At 55.1% G+C, this 15,862-nt stretch carries 18 protein-coding genes and 1 tRNA gene; 6 read left to right on the forward strand and 13 right to left on the reverse strand.

Translation table 11 applies throughout. From position 1 onward, the window contains the following. The first annotated feature begins 418 nt into the window (after positions 1 to 418). From leuC to EDF75_RS19180, 5 genes are all read left to right on the forward strand, one after another. Complete coding sequence (gene leuC / locus EDF75_RS19160; protein WP_133600534.1) at positions 419 to 1,840, forward strand: 3-isopropylmalate dehydratase large subunit; 1,422 nt, start codon at positions 419 to 421, stop codon at positions 1,838 to 1,840. Between the two features lie 3 nt (positions 1,841 to 1,843). Beyond that, positions 1,844 to 2,452 (forward strand): 3-isopropylmalate dehydratase small subunit, encoded by a 609-nt coding sequence (leuD, locus tag EDF75_RS19165; RefSeq protein ID WP_133600535.1) that lies wholly within the window; start codon positions 1,844 to 1,846, stop codon positions 2,450 to 2,452. 36 nt (positions 2,453 to 2,488) lie between these two features. Then, entirely contained in the window at positions 2,489 to 3,364 is an 876-nt protein-coding gene (locus EDF75_RS19170; protein ID WP_133600536.1) for a fumarylacetoacetate hydrolase family protein, read from the forward strand. 23 nt (positions 3,365 to 3,387) lie between these two features. Then, positions 3,388 to 4,311 (forward strand): alpha/beta fold hydrolase, encoded by a 924-nt coding sequence (locus tag EDF75_RS19175; RefSeq protein WP_133600537.1) that lies wholly within the window; start codon positions 3,388 to 3,390, stop codon positions 4,309 to 4,311. 65 nt (positions 4,312 to 4,376) lie between these two features. Continuing rightward, positions 4,377 to 5,357, forward strand: a complete 981-nt coding sequence (locus tag EDF75_RS19180; RefSeq protein WP_133600538.1) for a LysR substrate-binding domain-containing protein — start codon at positions 4,377 to 4,379, stop codon at positions 5,355 to 5,357. A 26-nt stretch (positions 5,358 to 5,383) separates the two neighbouring features. Here EDF75_RS19180 and EDF75_RS19185 read toward each other — a convergent pair whose 3' ends face one another. The 8 genes from EDF75_RS19185 to EDF75_RS19220 form a co-directional block, all read right to left on the reverse strand. Next, the gene (locus EDF75_RS19185; RefSeq protein WP_133600539.1) at positions 5,384 to 6,181 is read right to left on the reverse strand and encodes a transporter substrate-binding domain-containing protein; all 798 of its coding nucleotides are present in this window, start codon (positions 6,179 to 6,181) and stop codon (positions 5,384 to 5,386) included. Between the two features lie 42 nt (positions 6,182 to 6,223). Then, a complete protein-coding gene (locus EDF75_RS19190) occupies positions 6,224 to 6,949 on the reverse strand; it encodes an amino acid ABC transporter ATP-binding protein (RefSeq protein WP_045857196.1) in 726 nt (241 codons plus the stop codon). Positions 6,950 to 6,959: 10 nt separating this feature from the next. Then, positions 6,960 to 7,652, reverse strand: a complete 693-nt coding sequence (locus EDF75_RS19195; RefSeq protein WP_133600540.1) for an amino acid ABC transporter permease — start codon at positions 7,650 to 7,652, stop codon at positions 6,960 to 6,962. Positions 7,653 to 7,664: 12 nt separating this feature from the next. Further along, positions 7,665 to 8,342: an amino acid ABC transporter permease gene (locus tag EDF75_RS19200; protein ID WP_123708752.1), complete on the reverse strand. Its 678-nt coding sequence runs from the start codon at positions 8,340 to 8,342 to the stop codon at positions 7,665 to 7,667. Positions 8,343 to 8,356: 14 nt separating this feature from the next. Next, positions 8,357 to 9,265 (reverse strand): NAD(P)-dependent oxidoreductase, encoded by a 909-nt coding sequence (locus tag EDF75_RS19205; RefSeq protein WP_133600541.1) that lies wholly within the window; start codon positions 9,263 to 9,265, stop codon positions 8,357 to 8,359. A gap of 21 nt (positions 9,266 to 9,286) precedes the next feature. Continuing rightward, positions 9,287 to 9,733, reverse strand: a complete 447-nt coding sequence (gene rpiB / locus EDF75_RS19210; RefSeq protein WP_045857187.1) for a ribose 5-phosphate isomerase B — start codon at positions 9,731 to 9,733, stop codon at positions 9,287 to 9,289. A 14-nt stretch (positions 9,734 to 9,747) separates the two neighbouring features. Further along, positions 9,748 to 10,500: a FadR/GntR family transcriptional regulator gene (locus EDF75_RS19215; protein WP_133600542.1), complete on the reverse strand. Its 753-nt coding sequence runs from the start codon at positions 10,498 to 10,500 to the stop codon at positions 9,748 to 9,750. A 360-nt stretch (positions 10,501 to 10,860) separates the two neighbouring features. Beyond that, positions 10,861 to 11,640 carry a helix-turn-helix transcriptional regulator gene (locus tag EDF75_RS19220; protein WP_241722797.1) on the reverse strand — a complete coding sequence of 260 codons (780 nt, stop codon included), beginning with the start codon at positions 11,638 to 11,640 and terminating at the stop codon, positions 10,861 to 10,863. Between the two features lie 14 nt (positions 11,641 to 11,654). On the opposite strand from EDF75_RS19220, the gene EDF75_RS19225 reads away from it, so the two are divergent. Beyond that, complete coding sequence (locus EDF75_RS19225) at positions 11,655 to 12,053, forward strand: VOC family protein (protein WP_133600543.1); 399 nt, start codon at positions 11,655 to 11,657, stop codon at positions 12,051 to 12,053. A 98-nt stretch (positions 12,054 to 12,151) separates the two neighbouring features. Here the strand turns inward: EDF75_RS19225 and EDF75_RS19230 are convergent, their stop codons facing one another. The 5 genes from EDF75_RS19230 to actS form a co-directional block, all read right to left on the reverse strand. Beyond that, the gene (locus EDF75_RS19230; protein WP_133600544.1) at positions 12,152 to 13,027 is read right to left on the reverse strand and encodes an AraC family transcriptional regulator; all 876 of its coding nucleotides are present in this window, start codon (positions 13,025 to 13,027) and stop codon (positions 12,152 to 12,154) included. Positions 13,028 to 13,503: 476 nt separating this feature from the next. Beyond that, the gene (locus tag EDF75_RS19235) at positions 13,504 to 13,833 is read right to left on the reverse strand and encodes a DUF1493 family protein (RefSeq protein WP_133600545.1); all 330 of its coding nucleotides are present in this window, start codon (positions 13,831 to 13,833) and stop codon (positions 13,504 to 13,506) included. Further along, a complete protein-coding gene (locus tag EDF75_RS19240; protein ID WP_041147136.1) occupies positions 13,827 to 14,285 on the reverse strand; it encodes an STM2901 family protein in 459 nt (152 codons plus the stop codon). Before EDF75_RS19240 ends, EDF75_RS19235 begins: the two co-directional genes overlap by 7 nt. A gap of 587 nt (positions 14,286 to 14,872) precedes the next feature. Beyond that, a tRNA-Gly gene (locus EDF75_RS19245) sits at positions 14,873 to 14,946 on the reverse strand. Positions 14,947 to 15,026: 80 nt separating this feature from the next. Next, on the reverse strand, positions 15,027 to 15,746 hold the full coding sequence (gene actS, locus EDF75_RS19250; protein ID WP_133600546.1) for an amidase activator ActS: 720 nt from the start codon (positions 15,744 to 15,746) through the stop codon (positions 15,027 to 15,029). Positions 15,747 to 15,862: the final 116 nt, after the last annotated feature.

Genomic DNA, 15,862 nt, shown 5'->3' on the forward strand with positions numbered 1-15,862 from the left:
GTTCTGCCAAAAAGCGTTAGCGCACCATCAGGTAGTCCATTCAAATAACCATGGAATTTATACATTAATTATTATCTCGCGATACTCACCAGGCGTAATAGATTGAATTATGAATCGTGCATCTTATTTATTTCCAATGATCTTGTGCGCAGCGGACTGAAAATTAACTCTTGCATTATTATTTTTTGTCACTTTTCAAGCTATCGCGATCACACTTTTGCAAATAGCCCATAAGCCAACCACGCAGAGATAAAAAGGTTATTAATATCATTAAATTACATAAAACACGTTTCGTGTCCTTTAGCCTCATGGTTGTACTTCATGCTTTTACTTAAGCTTTTTCTCTGTGGTTGCTAATATTCTGCTGACGTGAGCAACGCCTTTTATTATTGCTGTATATAAGCAAGGTGATCCAACCATGAAACCTAAAACGCTGTACGATAAAATAATCGACGCACATATTATTCGACAATTAGACCAACAGGGTAATGTGCTGCTTTATATCGATCGCTCTATTTTGAACGAGTATACCAGCCCGCAGGCGTTCAGCGGGTTACGCGAAGCGAAGCGCCAGGTCTGGCAGCCCAAAAGTATTTTACTTAACGTCGATCACGTTAACCCGACGCGCCCCGAACGCACCACCGAGATGACCGATCCGGGCGGTGAGCTCCAGGTTCGCTATTTTGAATCGAACAGCCGGGATTTTGGCCTCGAGCTTTTTGGCGTGATGGATGAGCGCCAGGGTATCGAACACGTTGTCGCCCATGAACAGGGAATGGTGCTGCCGGGCATGGTGATCGCCGCCGGTGACAGCCACACCACGACCTACGGCGCTTTTGGCGCATTCGGCTTCGGCATTGGCACCTCTGAAATTGAGCATATGCTGGCGACGCAAACGCTGGCCTATAAAAAGCTGAAAACGCTGCGCGTCCGGGTGGACGGCGAGCTGCCGTTTGCCGCGACGGCAAAAGATATCGTCATGCTGCTTATCGCCCAAATCGGCGCCGATGGCGCGACGGGCTACGCAATCGAGTTTTGCGGCGAAGCGATTGATGCGCTGAGCGTCGAAGGGCGCATGACCGTCTGCAATATGGCGGTTGAAGCGGGGGCGCGCGGCGCGTTTATGGCGCCGGACGAGAAGGTATTTGCCTACATCAGGCCCGCGCCGCGCGTGCCGCAGGGCAAAATGTGGCAGCAGGCGCTGGCCCACTGGCGCACGCTGCGCAGCGACGAAGGCGCGGTCTTTGATAAAGAAGTGGCGCTTGATTGCGCAAACCTGACGCCGCGCGTCACCTGGGGGACCAGCCCTGACCAGGGCGGCTGTATTACCGATCGCGTTCCCAATCCTGCCGATGAGCAGGACCCGTCCAGGCGGCGTGACATGCAACACGCACTGGCCTACATGGGGCTTGAGCCCGGCACGCCGATAAGCGGGATTCCTATCTCCCACGCCTTTATCGGCTCCTGCACCAACGGACGTATAGAAGATCTACGCGCCGTCGCGCAGGTGCTGCGCGATAGAAAAATTGCGCCGGGGGTCAGGGGAATTATCGTCCCAGGCTCAACCCAGGTACGCGCCCGCGCCGAGCGTGAAGGGCTGGCAAAAATCTTTATTGCCGCCGGCTTTGAGTGGCGCCAGTCCGGATGCTCCATGTGCCTTGCGATGAACGAGGACGTGCTGATGCCGGGCGATCGCTGCGCGTCGAGCACCAACCGCAACTTTGCCGGTCGCCAGGGCGCGGGGGCAAGAACCCATCTGATGAGTCCGGCAATGGTGGCCGCCGCCGCGGTAGCCGGTCACCTGGTCGACGTGCGCCAGTTTTTGCAGCAGGAACAATAGACTATGGAACCTTTCAACAGCGTTACCGGCATCGCCGCACCGATGATGGCGGCCAACATTGATACCGACGTCATCATGCCCAAGCAGTTCCTTAAGGGCATCGATCGCAGCGGGCTGGATAAGGGCGCCTTTTACGACCAGCGATGGTTAGACAGCGGCGAGCCCAACCCCGACTTTATTCTCAACCGCCCCGAGTGGCGCGGCGCGACGTTTCTGATCGTTGGCCCTAACTTTGGCTGCGGCTCCAGCCGCGAACACGCGGTTTGGGGGCTACGCCAGCTCGGTATTCGGGCGCTTATCGGCACCAGCTTCGCCGGTATTTTTAACGACAACTGCCAGCGCAACGGCGTGCTGACCCTGACGCTTTCAGCAGCGGATATCGACCTGCTGGCCCGGGCGGCAGGCGATCCGGCAGGTAATCGCATCACCGTTGATTTGCAGCAGCAGCGCATTCAGGCCGGGGAAACGGGCTTCTCCTTTGCCGTGGATGAACTGAAAAAACAGATGCTGCTGCAAGGCCACGATGCGATTAGCTACACGTTGCAGTATCAGCAGGAGATACGTGACTTTGAGGAGCGCTACTTCACCACCCACCCGTGGCTTGTGGCGTAGAACGAAAGAACGACTCTGAGGAGTGAGCAGAACATTATGAAACTGGTCAGTTTTATGCATCATGGCGGCAAGAATGGCCGCGATAAAAGCTACGGCATCTGGAGCGAAAACGGCGTTATCGATCTGGGGAAACGGATAGGCGCGCGCTACCCGACCATCAAATCCCTGCTGGCCGGCGAAGCTCTGGCCGAAGCCGCCGCCTACGAACAGCAGCCGCCGGACTACGCGCTGGAGGAGATTCGCTATCTTCCGGTTATCGAAGATCCGAACAAAATCATCTGCGTGGGCATGAACTACGCCGACAAGCGCCTTGAGTTTGACGAAAAGAACAACGAACCCACGCTGTTTATTCGCTTTGCCGATTCGCAGACCGGGCACAACGGCACGCTGCTCAAACCGGGGGCCAGCGCCGAGTTTGACTATGAGGGCGAGCTTGCGGTGATTATCGGTAAAAGCTGCTTTCACGCGAGCGCCGAACGGGCGCTGGAGTACGTGGGAGGCTACAGCTGCTACATGGATGGCTCCGTGCGCGACTGGCAGCATACCTGGTATACCGCCGGTAAAAACTGGCCGCAGACCGGCTCTTTTGGCCCCTACTTAACCACCCAGGATGAGATTGTCGATCCGCAGGCGCTGGCCATCCACACCTGGCTGAACGGGCAGATGGTGCAGAACGATAACACCCGCAATATGGTACATAAGATCGCCCAGCTTATTTGCTACATCAGCGCTTTTACCCGCCTGATGCCCGGAGATGTGATCATTACCGGATCGCCTGGCGGCGTGGGTAAAAAGCGCGTTCCCCCGCTATTCTTACGCCAGGGGGACCGCATTGAGGTGGAGATTGAGGGGCTTGGCCGTCTGAGCAATACGGTAAGCGAGGCGCGTCAGGCGGTTGAGAGACCGGCATGAGCGGAGAAAACATAAGGAGCTTGATGATGATAGATACCGCTGAAGGCATTAAGGATAAAGGCGAGTCCGCCTTTATTCCCGGCTTTCGCCTGCTGGACGTTGAGCTGGGCAACGGCATCCGCCTGCGCGCCGCGGTTGGCGGCCAGGGTGAGCCGGTGCTGATGCTGCACGGACACCCGCAAAACCACGTCACCTGGCGCAAGATTGCCCCCACGCTTGCCCGGCACTTTACCGTCATCATGCCCGATATTCGGGGATACGGTGACAGCAGCAAGCCGCCGAGCGACCCCGAGCACCGCGCCTACTCCAAGCGCGAGATGGCAAAGGACATCGTTTTGCTGATGGCGCGGCTGGGCTTTAACGACGGATTCGCCTTCGTTGGCCACGATCGCGGCGCTCGCGTCGGGCATCGCCTGGCGCTGGACTATCCGCAGCAGGTTAAGCGCAGCGTCTTTATTGATATTGCGCCAACGGCCACCATGTATGAGCGTACGGATAAGGCGTTTGCCACGCGCTATTTCTGGTGGTTCTTCCTGATCCAGCCCGCGCCGCTGCCGGAGAAGCTGGTGGCCTCCGATCCGGCCTTCTTCCTGCAAAAGCACATCAACGGCCAGTTGAAAACGCCAGGCGCCACGGAGCCGGAGGTGTTTGCCGAGTATCTGCGCTGCTATCAGAACCCGGAAACGCTGCGCGCGGTTTGCGAAGATTACCGGGCGGCGGCTACGATAGACCTGGCGGACGATGAGGCCGATAAGCACCTGCGTATCAGCAGCCCGCTTTTGGCCCTGTGGGGCGCAAAAGGCACCGTAGGCCAGCTTTATGATGTAACATCAACGTGGCAGGAAAAGGCGTTGAACGTGAGCGGCGTGCCGATGCCTTGCGGACACAGCCCTCAGGAGGAGTGCCCGGAAGAGATGCTCAGGGTCATCATGCCCTTCCTTTCCTGAAGGCTCCGCGCCACCCACGAGGCTCGATAGCGGGCCTCCTTTTTTATTCTCCGGATGGCACGCACATGAGCACTCATGACAAGCAGCGGGCGCAGTGGCCGCTTATTGAAGATCTGAACGTTTTTCTGACCGTGGTGCGCAAGGAGAGCTTTGCCAACGCGGCGGCCGAGCTTGGGCTATCGCCCTCCTACGTTAGCAAGCGTATCGGCCTGCTTGAAAAAAGCCTCGGCATGCGCCTGTTCCATCGCAGCGCCCGCGCTATCCGGCTTACCGCCGACGGGCACAAGGCGCTGAGCGGCGCGATCTCCGTGCTGGACAGCATGGGCGAGTTCGTTGCGGGGCTTGCCGCCTGGCGCGACGCCATCGAGGGAAATATCCACATTAGCTGCTCGTTTGGGTTCGGTTCAACGCACATGGCGGACGCGCTCTCCGCGCTGGCGGAGCGCTACCCGGCGCTCAACGTTAAGCTCACGCTGACCGACCGGGTGGTTGACCTGATTGAAGAGGGGGTGGATCTCGAGATCCACGTCGGCGACGATATTAAAGATCTCTACATTACCCGCAGGCTCTCGCTCAATCGACGGGTGCTGTGCGCCGCACCGCAGTATCTTGCCGGGCACGGCACGCCGGCTCAGATAAGCGATCTCAAGCAGCATAAGTGTCTGGTTATCCAGGAGCGTAGCGCGCAGTTCGGCGTCTGGCCGCTCACCAACGGACGCGACAGCACGCAGCTGCATATCGGCAGCCAGCTCTCCTCCAACAGCGGCAGCGTGGTGCTAAGCTGGGCGCTTAACGGCCACGGAATTATTCTTCGCTCCCTGTGGGAGGTTCAGCGCTATCTGGCGAGCGGCGAGCTGGTGCAAATCCTCCCGCCGTGGCATCAGAGCGCCAACATCTGGGCGGTTTACTCCAACCGCACTTCGGGTTCGGCAAAGCTGAAGGTATGCATCGATTTCCTGATGGACTATTTTCAGCAAAATCCTCCCGTCGGCGACGCGCTGTGGGGAAAAATAACCTCTGAGGATGGGGAGAGCCGGCTTGTTTAACGAAGGGCCGGCAGGGACGCGATAAGCTATTTACGGTTTATTATTTCCGCCGGGATAGCTTCACCGTGGTATTTTTCGTAAATGGCATTTAGTTTTCCATTTTTAAGATTGGTGACAATCCATTCATTTAATTTTTCTTTCAACTCGGGCTCACCTTTTTTAACCCCGATAGCTAAATCAAATACCGTTAGGGTTAATTTGGGTTCAAAGCTTAATTTAGGATTCTGTTTTTTAATCTGGTTAACCAGCGTGGCGGAAGTGGCGACCGCATAAGCCTGACCGCTAACGGCGGCGGTGACTAAGGTTGCGTCATCATCATAGCGCTGGATGCTATAGCCCTTTTTCATCGCATCCTGACTCAGCATTGAGTCCTGAGTGGTGCCGCGCGTAACGGTAATAGCGTGCCCTTTTAAATCGGCCCAGTCGCTGACTTTGGTGGCGGCAGGCGCGGCAATAACGGAGCGCAGCCCGGCATAGGCGCGGGTAAAATCAATCACCTGCGCACGCTGCGGCGTGACGGATAGGGTTGAAATGACGATATCTGCCTTACCGGTTTGCAGGTTCGGAATACGCGTCGGTCCGGTTGTTTCAATAAACTTCAGCTTTAAGCCCCAATCCTTCGCCAGCAGTTCAGCGGTTTCGACATCGGAGCCGACCGGTTTCATCGCCGCATCGAGCATGCCTGAAGGCGGCAGTGACATATCGGTGGCAACGCGCAGCTCGCCGCGCTGTTGGATATCTTCCAGCGCATTTGCCGAGGCCGGCTGGACGATGAGCGCGGTTACCATGCCGGCGAGTAGAGCAATCGATTTTGCGTATTTCATTATTATTCTCCTGATGAGGATGGGTACAGGGTATCGGGTGAATTACAGATCGTTGGCAATAAACTCCTTTAAGGCCTCGGTTTCCGGCGCTTTCAAAATGGCGGCGCTACCGCTTTCATGCACTTTTCCCTGATGCATAAAGATCACTTTATCGGCGACTTTGCGGGCGAAATTCATTTCATGCGTCACCATGATCATCGTCATGCCGCTGCCCGCCAGCCGCTCAATCACGCGCAGCACTTCGCCGGTTAATTTAGGATCCAGCGCCGAGGTGACTTCATCAAAAAGCATCACTTTTGGTTTCATCGCCAAAGAGCGGGCGATAGCGGCGCGCTGCTGCTGCCCGCCGGAGAGCTGCTCAGGGTAGCTGTCCACTTTATCCGCGAGCCCGACCTGCTCCAGAACGGAGAGCGCCAGCCTTCTGGCTTCCGCCTTCGGCATTTTTTTCACCGCCACCGGACCAAGCGTAATGTTCTGCTCAATGGTGAGATGGGGAAACAGGTTGTAGCTCTGAAAGACAATGCCAACGTCCTGGCGTAGCTTACGCAGGTCGACTTTGGGATCCTCCACTTTATAGCCGCATACTTCGATGCTGCCGCCGTTGATGGTTTCTAACCGATCGATACAGCGCAGCGCCGTGCTTTTGCCCGAGCCGCTGGCGCCAATCAGCGCCACGACCTGGCCCTGATTCACGGAAAACGAGACGTCTTTCAGCACTGAATTTTGACCAAAACTCTTCTGTACGTTGCTTAAGGTAATGATTGACATAACTTTATCCTTATCCTCGGTTAACGCGTGCCGTCATGGCCTGCAGGCGCTTTGCCTGCTTCTGCGGTGCTCCGCGCTCCAGCCGGCGGCTTAGCGCTGAAACCGGAAAACACAGGCAGAAGTAAATGCCGGCAACGATCAGATAGATAACGAAGGGCTGAAAAATCGAGTTGTTGATGAGCTGGCCAGCGCGCGCCAGCTCGACAAAACCCACCACCGACGCCAACGAGGTGTTTTTGATTATCTGCACCGAGAATCCCACGGTAGGCGGCGTTGCCAGCTTGATTGCCTGCGGCATAATCACTTTGAACATGCGCTGAGTGCGCGACAGCGCCAGGCATTCGGCCGCCTCCCACTGCGCGCGCGGAACCGCTTGTATACAGCCGCGCCAGATCTCACCGAGATAGGCGCTGGCATAAATGGTGAGAGAGATGCCGGCGGCCAGCAGAGGCGCAATCGAATAGCCGAGTTGCGGCAGGCCGAAGTAGACCATAAACATGATGATCAGCAGCGGCGTGCCCTGAATCAGCTGCACCCACGCGCTAACCAGAAGCCGCAGCGGCTTCACTGGCGCAATGCGACCCAGCGCAATAAGGAACCCCACCAGACCGCCGCCGCCGAAGGCCATGAGCGACAAAATCACCGTCCACAGCGCGCCATCAAGCAGAAACTGCAGATGAGCAAAGTTAAGCGAAATATTCATCAACGGCTCTCCTTAAATCGACGTGCCGAGACGGCGGCGGCGCGGGAAAATTACCTGACCAAATAGCCAGAATATCACCCGCATCAGCAGCGATAGCGCGATGTAAATACAGGCCACGATGAAGAACGTTTCAAAGGGGCGATAGGTTTCTGACTGGATAAAATTGGCGGTTGCCGTGAGCTCTTCCGCGGAAATTTGCGATGTCACCGACGATGCCAGCATCAGCAAAATAAACTGGCTGGTGAGCGAGGGGTAAACGCGCTCAATCGCCGGGCGCAGCGCCACGTGCCAGTATTGCTGCCAGCGGTTCAGCCCCAGCGTTTCGGCGGCTTCCCACTGGCCTTTGTGAATCGACTCGAAGCCGGCGCGCATAATCTCCGCCGTATACGCCCCGACGTTGATGGTGAGCGCAATGACTGAAACCGTGAAAGCGCTGAATGAGAAGCCCAGACTGGAGAGACCAAAATAGACCAGGAAGATCTGCACCAGAAAAGGCGTATTGCGAATCGACTCGACATAAACGCCCGTCAGGCGCGCCAACCAAACCGACTCCGAACGACGCGCCGCCGCGCACAGCGTGCCTATCAGAAAACCGGTTAACGTCGTCACCAAAGCCAGTTTGGCGGTGAGTAGCGCGCCGCTCCACAGAAGCTGCCACTGCGCGAGAATTGCTGTGAAATCGAGCATCATAAGGTCAACCCCGGTTATTTTGTTACGCTGTTTTGCTGGCCGGTCAGGCGGTCATAAACTTTAAAGAGCGCCTGATTGCCGTTGGCACCTTCGCCATAGGCCTGCGCGTTTTGATACTGTGAAGCGACCAGCGCGGTGGCGGGGAGCGGGACCGGATGCTTCTGCGCGGCCTCCAGCACAAGACGCAGATCCTTCATCATCAGGTCGATGCGAAATCCTGCGGAGACGTCACCCTCAATCATTGCGCCACCCAGTTTGTCGAGCATCCAGGATGCCGCCGACCCGCCCATCAGCACCTCGCGCATCTGCGGAAGATTGATATCCCAGGCGCGCGCCAGCGCTAACGCTTCGCAAATTGCCTGGATGTTGATGCCACAAATCAGCTGGTTACATAGCTTTACCGTCTGCCCCGCGCCGGATGCGCCAACGTGATTGAGCGTGGTGCCCATGGCGCGCAAATAAGGCGTTGCCTGGGCAAAACCCTCGGCGCTGCCGCCCACCATGATCGTCAGATTGCCGTTTTTTGCGCCAACCGGGCCGCCGGAAACCGGCGCATCCAGCATCGTGACGCCAATGGTTGCCAGCGATTCGCTTAGCTGGCGCGTCGCGGCGGGTGCGATAGTGCTCATATCAACAAACAGTTTCCCACGCGGCGGGTTGCTCAGCAGTCCGCCGGCGCCGCGCACTATTTCTTCAACCTGCGGGGTGTCGGGCAGCATGGAGATGACGATATCGGCATCAATGATAGCGCTGGAAAGATCGCTGACGACGTCCACGCCGTACGGGCGTAGCGCATCGCCTGCCGCGGCGACAACATCAAACGCGCGAACGGTAAAGCCCGCCTGTGCCAGATTACGCGCCATCTCGCGGCCCATGACGCCAAGTCCAATAAACCCGACAATGCCGGAAGTGCTGTTACTCATCGTTATGCTCCAGGTTGATGGTTAGTTAAGTTGTTCCAGTTGAGCGAGCTTCGCGACGCGACGAACAAAGTCGTCGTCATGCACAAACTTCGCTTCGAGGAAGGCAAGAATCAGATCGCGAGCGAGCCACGGCCCGACAATTTGCGCCCCCACGCACATGACGTTGACGTCGTCATGCTCCACCGACTGGTGCGCGGAGTGCACGTCGTGGCAGACCGCCGCGCGGATCCCTTTAACTTTATTAGCGGCAATAACCGCCCCGACGCCGGTGCCGCAGACCAGAATGCCGCGCCGATCCGCGCTGCCGCGCACCTTGCTGCATAACGCCAGGGCGATATCCGGAAAATCAACCGGTTCGGGGTCGTGGCTGCCAACATCGTCAATCTGATATCCGGCCTGATGCAGCCACTGCTTAAGCTCCTGCTTGAGGTGAAATCCTGCGTGGTCACTGCCAATCACAATCTGCATCTGCTGTTTTCCTTTTACGGAGTAGTGAAGGTCGATGAACCGCTGCTGGCCTTGAGGATGGTGGCGCGGCGGCGAAAATCTGAGCCAATCTCGAAGTGGCGGCCAAGTAACTCATCGGCTTTATTTTCATCACGTTCGACGATGGCGGAAAAAATGGCGCGGTGATGGTTAATGAGGAACTCTTCAATACCCTCGACCTGAATGATCTGCTCGCGGCGGTCAAGGTGTGAACGGCGCATCAGCATGCTGATGGACTGATAAATATTGATAAGCGTGGGCGAACCGGATGCGGTGACGATGCTTTCGTGAAACCTGAAATCCGCTAAGGCGCCGAGCTCCGGGGTGCGAATGGTCTCAATGATTTCGCCAAGACAGGCGGCCAGGCGATCGTAGTCACTTTGCGTTGCGCGGCGACAGGCTAAGCGAACGGCCTGACGCTCAATCGCGATTCGTGCCTGCATGACGTCATCTACCACGTTGGGCTGGTGGGCAAGTACAAAAGTAAAGAATTCACCGAGAATGGAGACATCAGGTTTGGTTATCACGGTACCAACGCCGTGGCGGATCTCCACCGCCCCGACCATGGCGAGCGCCCGCAGCGCCTCGCGCAGTACCGGCCGACTGACGCCTAACTTTGCCGAAAGCTCGCGCTCCGGCAGAAGGCTGTCTCCGGCTTTCAGTTCGCCGTTGAGTAGCTGATCCCGCAAAAATTTTACAACTCGGTCGTAGCCGCTGCCGGTTTCTGTCTTTTCACGCCTGATTTCCATGTGATCTCACCAGTGGTCTGTAGTGGTAATACCAATGGTAGATGTGTTGATGAAATATTAACGTGATATTGATCGTTTATTGATCGATTGTTTTTGTGATGTAACCGGCAATGAGCGGAGAAAGGCGAACGGGCCAGGGAACGTTGGCCCTGTTGCGGCAGGCAGAGGAGAAGCGGAGAGCTAGCGGAGAGGCTGCAGATAGCGTGCGTCGAAACTTAGCTGAACCGGGAAAAGGGCTCGGCGGAGCCGTCGCCCGGGCCTATCGGGAAGGATGAGAGATATTTGCGAACGGAGGTCGGCCTGATTTTTTCAGACGGCGAGTAAGCCTCCTACCCTCGAATAGCCGGGGGTGCCTGTACATTACTCTGCATTGAGCTGTCTCATCTCATTATCCCGCCAGCGTTCCCAACGGTTCCTGAGCTCACTCCTGCTGGTGCCAATATCTTCATTCAATATCGTCACCTGGCGTATGCGCTCAGCCCGGAAGTGACGAAAGCCGCCGCGTAGCTCGCACCAGCTAATGAGGAGACAGCAGTTCTGGTCATAGCCCAACACCACCGGCCAAACGGTTCTTTGAGTGATGTCACCGGAGCTGGAGCAGTAATCCAGCAACAGCTTTTTTCCTTCCCGAATGGCGATGCGTATATTCCGCGTATCGGGTTTGAACCTGTCAGACTCATCCGGCTTTATCCCTACTGCCGAATAAGATAAACAACCGAGCAGCCGCGCGGGAACTACCGAGGCGATTTTTGCCAGCACGTCGCTGGCGTTATTCGCCAGCGTCGCATCCGGTAAGCTCCGCACCAGTTCCGCGCCAAGAAAGATGGCTTCCAGCTCCTCGGCCGTAAACATCAAAAGAGGCATGTTGTAGTCTGAACTTAAAATATAGCCAGCCCCCGCCTCCCCTTCTACCGGCACCCTTTGCCCGGCGAGATCCGCCATATCCCGGTAAATGGTTCGCTTTGAGACTTCAAGCTCTTCGGCCAGTTTCGCCGCGGTGACCGGAAGCGTCGAACGCCTGAGTATCTGGAGAATCTGGAACAACCTGTCTGCACGCCGCATTTTTTCATCCTGTTGCCACCACGCTGTCAGCATACCTGAGTGAAGATATTTTTCAGAGGCCGCGCTATTCGCCGCCATAATGGAGCATCACTATGAAATTTGTCTCTGTCCGCCTGATTGCGCAAAACATCAAAGACGTTGTGCAATTTTATGAATTAGTTACCCGCAGCAAGGCCGACTGGTTAGCCCCGGTTTTTGCCGAAATCGTCACGCCGGTAGCCGTTATAGCCATAGGTAGCGTTGAGACGGTGGCGCTGTTTAAAGAGGGCAGCGCCCAGCCCGCATTGAATCGCTCGATAATTTTGGAGTTCAGGGTAGAAGATGTCGATGCCGAATTTAATCGCTTAAAAGAGCACGTCGAAGTGGTTCATCCCCCGAAAGATTTACCCTGGGGAAACAGGACGGCACAGTTTCGCGATCCTGAAGGCACGTTGATCTCACTTTATACTCCGGTAACGGAAGCGGCGAAAACGCGCTTTAATCGGGGATAAGAGGAAGGCAACCGATAAGAAGCTCTCCCGGTCAAAAGCAAGATGGGAGAGCTGCTCGGGAAAGTCTCACTCCTGCGGCGACGGTAAGTAGGATCGGCTTATTTCAGCGGCAAATAGATATCCGTGAGCAATTCATGTTCCGCCACCTCATGCACAAAGTTGTGGTAGTGAAAGAAGAGCGGGAAATCGCGCAGCTCTTCTCCGCTGCCGGGCAGCCAGTCGCGATACAGGGCCTGCGCCAGCCCGGTTAACGCATCGTGCGATCCCTGATGGCGCAGCACCGCGCATCGGCCCGCGGGGATGTCGCTATTAACCACCCCGAAGCGATTGTCTTCGGCAATCGGTGAGGTTACCGTTCCGCAAATATGGAACGCAAATTCATCCGACGGCGTTGTAGCCGGATCGTCCGGAGCAAGACCGTACGTCTGGCTGCTGGCAACGGGCGAATAGCCCGTGGTTTTTCGCCATTCAATAAAGCGGGCCGCAGTTTCGTTTATGAGCTCCGGCTGCCCATAATGAGTCAGCATGGCGACTGATGTCGCGGGAAAATTGACGATCTTGACCTGGCCTTGCATCGTTTGTCTCCTGGCTTTATAGGGTTCGGATATGCGCTTATGCCAATCGACCCAAGGAGGCTGCTGGCGAAATTGCGTCGGTGATAGACCGAACATTTGTCTGAAAGCGCGACTAAATGATTCAGAGTGCTGAAAACCGGCGTCGAACGCGATATCGGTGATTTTCTCTAACGGATTAAAAGCCAGCCGATAAGAGGCGCGTTTTAAGCGCATCATCTGGATGTAACGACCAGGGGGCATCCCACAATAGCTGCAAAACTGACGATGGAAATGAAATGGCGAGAAGTGAGCCACTTCGCTGAGTTTTTCCAGTAACAGCGCGTCGTCGAGATGGCGGTCAATATAATCAAAGACCCGTTTAAAACGTCTGGCGTAACTATCGGTTTTGTTATCGCACATGGCTTCCTCCGTGCCTCTTAATATGCGCAAAGGCGATTTGATTTGCCTGACCGATCTTGCGCAAAATAACAAAACCGCAAAAGAAACCCGTCCCAAGGTGCGGCCTTAGCTGCCGCAGACGCATGCCCTCACTGAGCAGAATCATCAATGATGGCGCCGGGATGCGTCAAAAAATGGAGTATGTCGATCCAGAACAGGAGGTTGGCAATGCGCCGTTTTATTATCGAGTTCGGTGGCCGCCTGAGCGATCGTCTTTAATACGGTGGCAGTTACACAGAATTATTTACAGGGTTATACGAGGAGGAGCGCAACGCACTCTTTCTTTATGCCGTTGGGCGTTCATTCCAGGCGTCTTAGACCGCGAAGTTCGACACCCCTTCACGATACTGAACATCGGAACCGCCACGGATTACCGCTCCGCCATCATCTTTTAAAATTAGGTGAACAGGTACAGCCATTTATTAAGCTCCTTGCAATTAGTCGTACAACCATTTCCCGGCTTTAGCCGATTGAATAAACATGTCTATCGTGAAATCAGGAACATCTACAGGATCAGGCTTCTTGAATGGATTCCAGGAATGCTTAACTTCGGGGTAGTAGGCTTCAAGATGGAAATTAGACATATCTACGCCAAACTCTTTTGCAAAATCTTCATTCAATTCTTCTACTTCGTCCTGATCTAATCGCACATCAAAGTGAATGCTTGATTCTGCCGTGAATGTGTCATACTTCTGTTTCCTAAACGGGTAATAACTGCTGTGTCTGGTGATTAAAGCAATTACACGCTGTTCAATGTTATCTACCATAACTTATCGTTGCCTCTCGCTATGGTGTTGTATTCCTTAACTGAGTTGTAAGCTATCTGTGACACGTCAGCCAACAATACAACCTCGCCAACTAAGGGAATAGTTCGCCCTACCCACGTTGTTATACTTCTCACCATCCTAAGCTCTACAGTCCAAGGCGTGTAACCACCTATCCACGTAGGAAGTTTTATCCCCCACGGGAAGAACCTCTTTGCGAAAGTCTTACGGATCGCTTTGGATAATTTGGATGTACCTTTGATAGCCGTACCCGGTTTTGTGCGTGTTGCCTGGTCATTTATACCGGCATAGAGGCCGTAAGCGGCGGCAATATCTTTGATCCCGAACTGATCAGCAGTGTTGAAAATAAACACCATAAAAAACAGTTCAGAGGCGGTAAGATTCGATTTTCCCGCATAGAAGTACGTTCCGTTTAGCTCTTCTACTGTATCCATCAGTAACCTTATAGTTCCTATTGGTTTGCTTACTTATCGTACTCCTACGCAATCAGAGAGGAGAAAGATTTCTTCCGGGAAATTTCTGATTTTTAGGCATAGCAAACCTAATGTCCGTTGGTGGTAAGACAACGCGCGGAGCCGTTAGGCGACTACATCAGGGTATGTCAGACAGTGAAATTTATCAGGATGATCATCTACCCGAAGGAGCGGGGCCGAACTGCTGGGAGAGCTTGCATGTGGTGTGCAAGTACCAAAGCCACCATAAACCTGTTTATTCCCTGTAACATCATCTTGACGTGTGGCATGTGGGAACATCGGCAAAAATGCGCTTCACTGTAAGGTGATGAGAATCAATTCCCGGATCAGGCTTTGCCTTCACGTCCTGCTATCGCGGTGTGAGGTTTGAACTGCCGCCGCCGGATAGTTATATTCTCATTTCCATAGTAACTATCCGTGACAACTAACAGTATAATCCCCGTTGGTACTTCGTCGTTCATTGGTAGAACGATCGCGACAACTTATTTAATGTAACTTGTTGAAAGAAAAATGAGTTTTATCTAGGTTTTGTCACAAGAGGAGAGTACTGGAGCGGGCGAAGGGAATCGAACCCTCGTATAGAGCTTGGGAAGCTCTCGTTCTACCATTGAACTACGCCCGCAAAGAGGTGCGAGGGTCATTATAGACCTTACGCACCGTCTGACAAGACTGAACCATGCTAACTGCTGATAAAATAACCCGTTAGCACTTAGGCTTACCGCCCTGCGGCGGCAAATAGCGCTGCGGATCGATGGCCGTGGCCCGGTAGCGTATCTGGAAGTGCAGGCGCACGGAGTCGGCATCGGTGCTGCCCATCGTGGCGATCTGCTGGCCTATCTTCACGCTCTGGCCGTTGTTGACCATCATTTTATCGTTATGCGCGTAGGCGCTGATGTAGTCATCGCTGTGCTTAATCATGATCAGATTACCGTAGCCGCGCAGCTGGTTGCCGACGTACACCACCTTCCCCGCTCCGGCCGCATACACCGGCTGGCCGCGCGTACCGGCGATATCAATCCCCTTATTGCCGCCATCGTTTGAGGAATAAGGCAGGATGACCTTACCGCTGGTCGGCCAGCGCCAGCAGCGCTGCCCCACCGGCGGCCACGACACCGGCGGCAGGGCGGCCGGCGGCTTAGCCGCGGCGGTGCGGGTCGCGCTGCTTTTCTTCGCGCTCTTGCCGCCGCTCGTCCCCGAGGCGCTGTTCAGCTTCAGGCGCTGTCCCACTTCGATGGTATAGGGCGGCGAAAGATTATTCAGCCGGGCCAAATCTTTAACGCTGGTGCCGGTGGTGCGGGAAATACGGTACAGCGTATCACCGCGCTTAACGGTATAGGCGGAACCAGAATCAGATGAACTGGAGCATCCGGCAATCACCAGGCTGCTAACCAACATCATCGTGATATAAAAGCGTTTTCTCATCAGGCGTCCTGCACTCAACACAAACTCTCACCTCGTCAGAATGGACGAATATCATACCAGCCCATAGCCGGATCCCCAATCGATACGCCTCTTATCCTTAAGGATTAAACGCCCCG

The organism is Klebsiella sp. BIGb0149 (assembly GCF_004362605.1).
Lineage (GTDB): Bacteria > Pseudomonadota > Gammaproteobacteria > Enterobacterales > Enterobacteriaceae > Klebsiella > Klebsiella terrigena.

What these genes read in the sequence shown, in the direction of transcription:
- EDF75_RS19195 (WP_133600540.1), bottom strand. Translation starts at nt 7,652, where the DNA reads ATGAATATTTCGCTTAACTTTGCTCATCTGCAGTTTCTGCTTGATGGC.
- EDF75_RS19180 (WP_133600538.1), top strand. Translation starts at nt 4,377, where the DNA reads ATGAGCACTCATGACAAGCAGCGGGCGCAGTGGCCGCTTATTGAAGAT.
- EDF75_RS19235 (WP_133600545.1), bottom strand. Translation starts at nt 13,833, where the DNA reads ATGGTAGATAACATTGAACAGCGTGTAATTGCTTTAATCACCAGACAC.
- EDF75_RS19220 (WP_241722797.1), bottom strand. Translation starts at nt 11,640, where the DNA reads ATGGCGGCGAATAGCGCGGCCTCTGAAAAATATCTTCACTCAGGTATG.
- EDF75_RS19170 (WP_133600536.1), top strand. Translation starts at nt 2,489, where the DNA reads ATGAAACTGGTCAGTTTTATGCATCATGGCGGCAAGAATGGCCGCGAT.
- actS (WP_133600546.1), bottom strand. Translation starts at nt 15,746, where the DNA reads ATGAGAAAACGCTTTTATATCACGATGATGTTGGTTAGCAGCCTGGTG.
- leuD (WP_133600535.1), top strand. Translation starts at nt 1,844, where the DNA reads ATGGAACCTTTCAACAGCGTTACCGGCATCGCCGCACCGATGATGGCG.
- EDF75_RS19175 (WP_133600537.1), top strand. Translation starts at nt 3,388, where the DNA reads ATGATGATAGATACCGCTGAAGGCATTAAGGATAAAGGCGAGTCCGCC.
- rpiB (WP_045857187.1), bottom strand. Translation starts at nt 9,733, where the DNA reads ATGCAGATTGTGATTGGCAGTGACCACGCAGGATTTCACCTCAAGCAG.
- EDF75_RS19185 (WP_133600539.1), bottom strand. Translation starts at nt 6,181, where the DNA reads ATGAAATACGCAAAATCGATTGCTCTACTCGCCGGCATGGTAACCGCG.
- leuC (WP_133600534.1), top strand. Translation starts at nt 419, where the DNA reads ATGAAACCTAAAACGCTGTACGATAAAATAATCGACGCACATATTATT.
- EDF75_RS19230 (WP_133600544.1), bottom strand. Translation starts at nt 13,027, where the DNA reads ATGTGCGATAACAAAACCGATAGTTACGCCAGACGTTTTAAACGGGTC.
- EDF75_RS19200 (WP_123708752.1), bottom strand. Translation starts at nt 8,342, where the DNA reads ATGATGCTCGATTTCACAGCAATTCTCGCGCAGTGGCAGCTTCTGTGG.
- EDF75_RS19205 (WP_133600541.1), bottom strand. Translation starts at nt 9,265, where the DNA reads ATGAGTAACAGCACTTCCGGCATTGTCGGGTTTATTGGACTTGGCGTC.
- EDF75_RS19240 (WP_041147136.1), bottom strand. Translation starts at nt 14,285, where the DNA reads ATGGATACAGTAGAAGAGCTAAACGGAACGTACTTCTATGCGGGAAAA.
- EDF75_RS19190 (WP_045857196.1), bottom strand. Translation starts at nt 6,949, where the DNA reads ATGTCAATCATTACCTTAAGCAACGTACAGAAGAGTTTTGGTCAAAAT.
- EDF75_RS19225 (WP_133600543.1), top strand. Translation starts at nt 11,655, where the DNA reads ATGAAATTTGTCTCTGTCCGCCTGATTGCGCAAAACATCAAAGACGTT.
- EDF75_RS19215 (WP_133600542.1), bottom strand. Translation starts at nt 10,500, where the DNA reads ATGGAAATCAGGCGTGAAAAGACAGAAACCGGCAGCGGCTACGACCGA.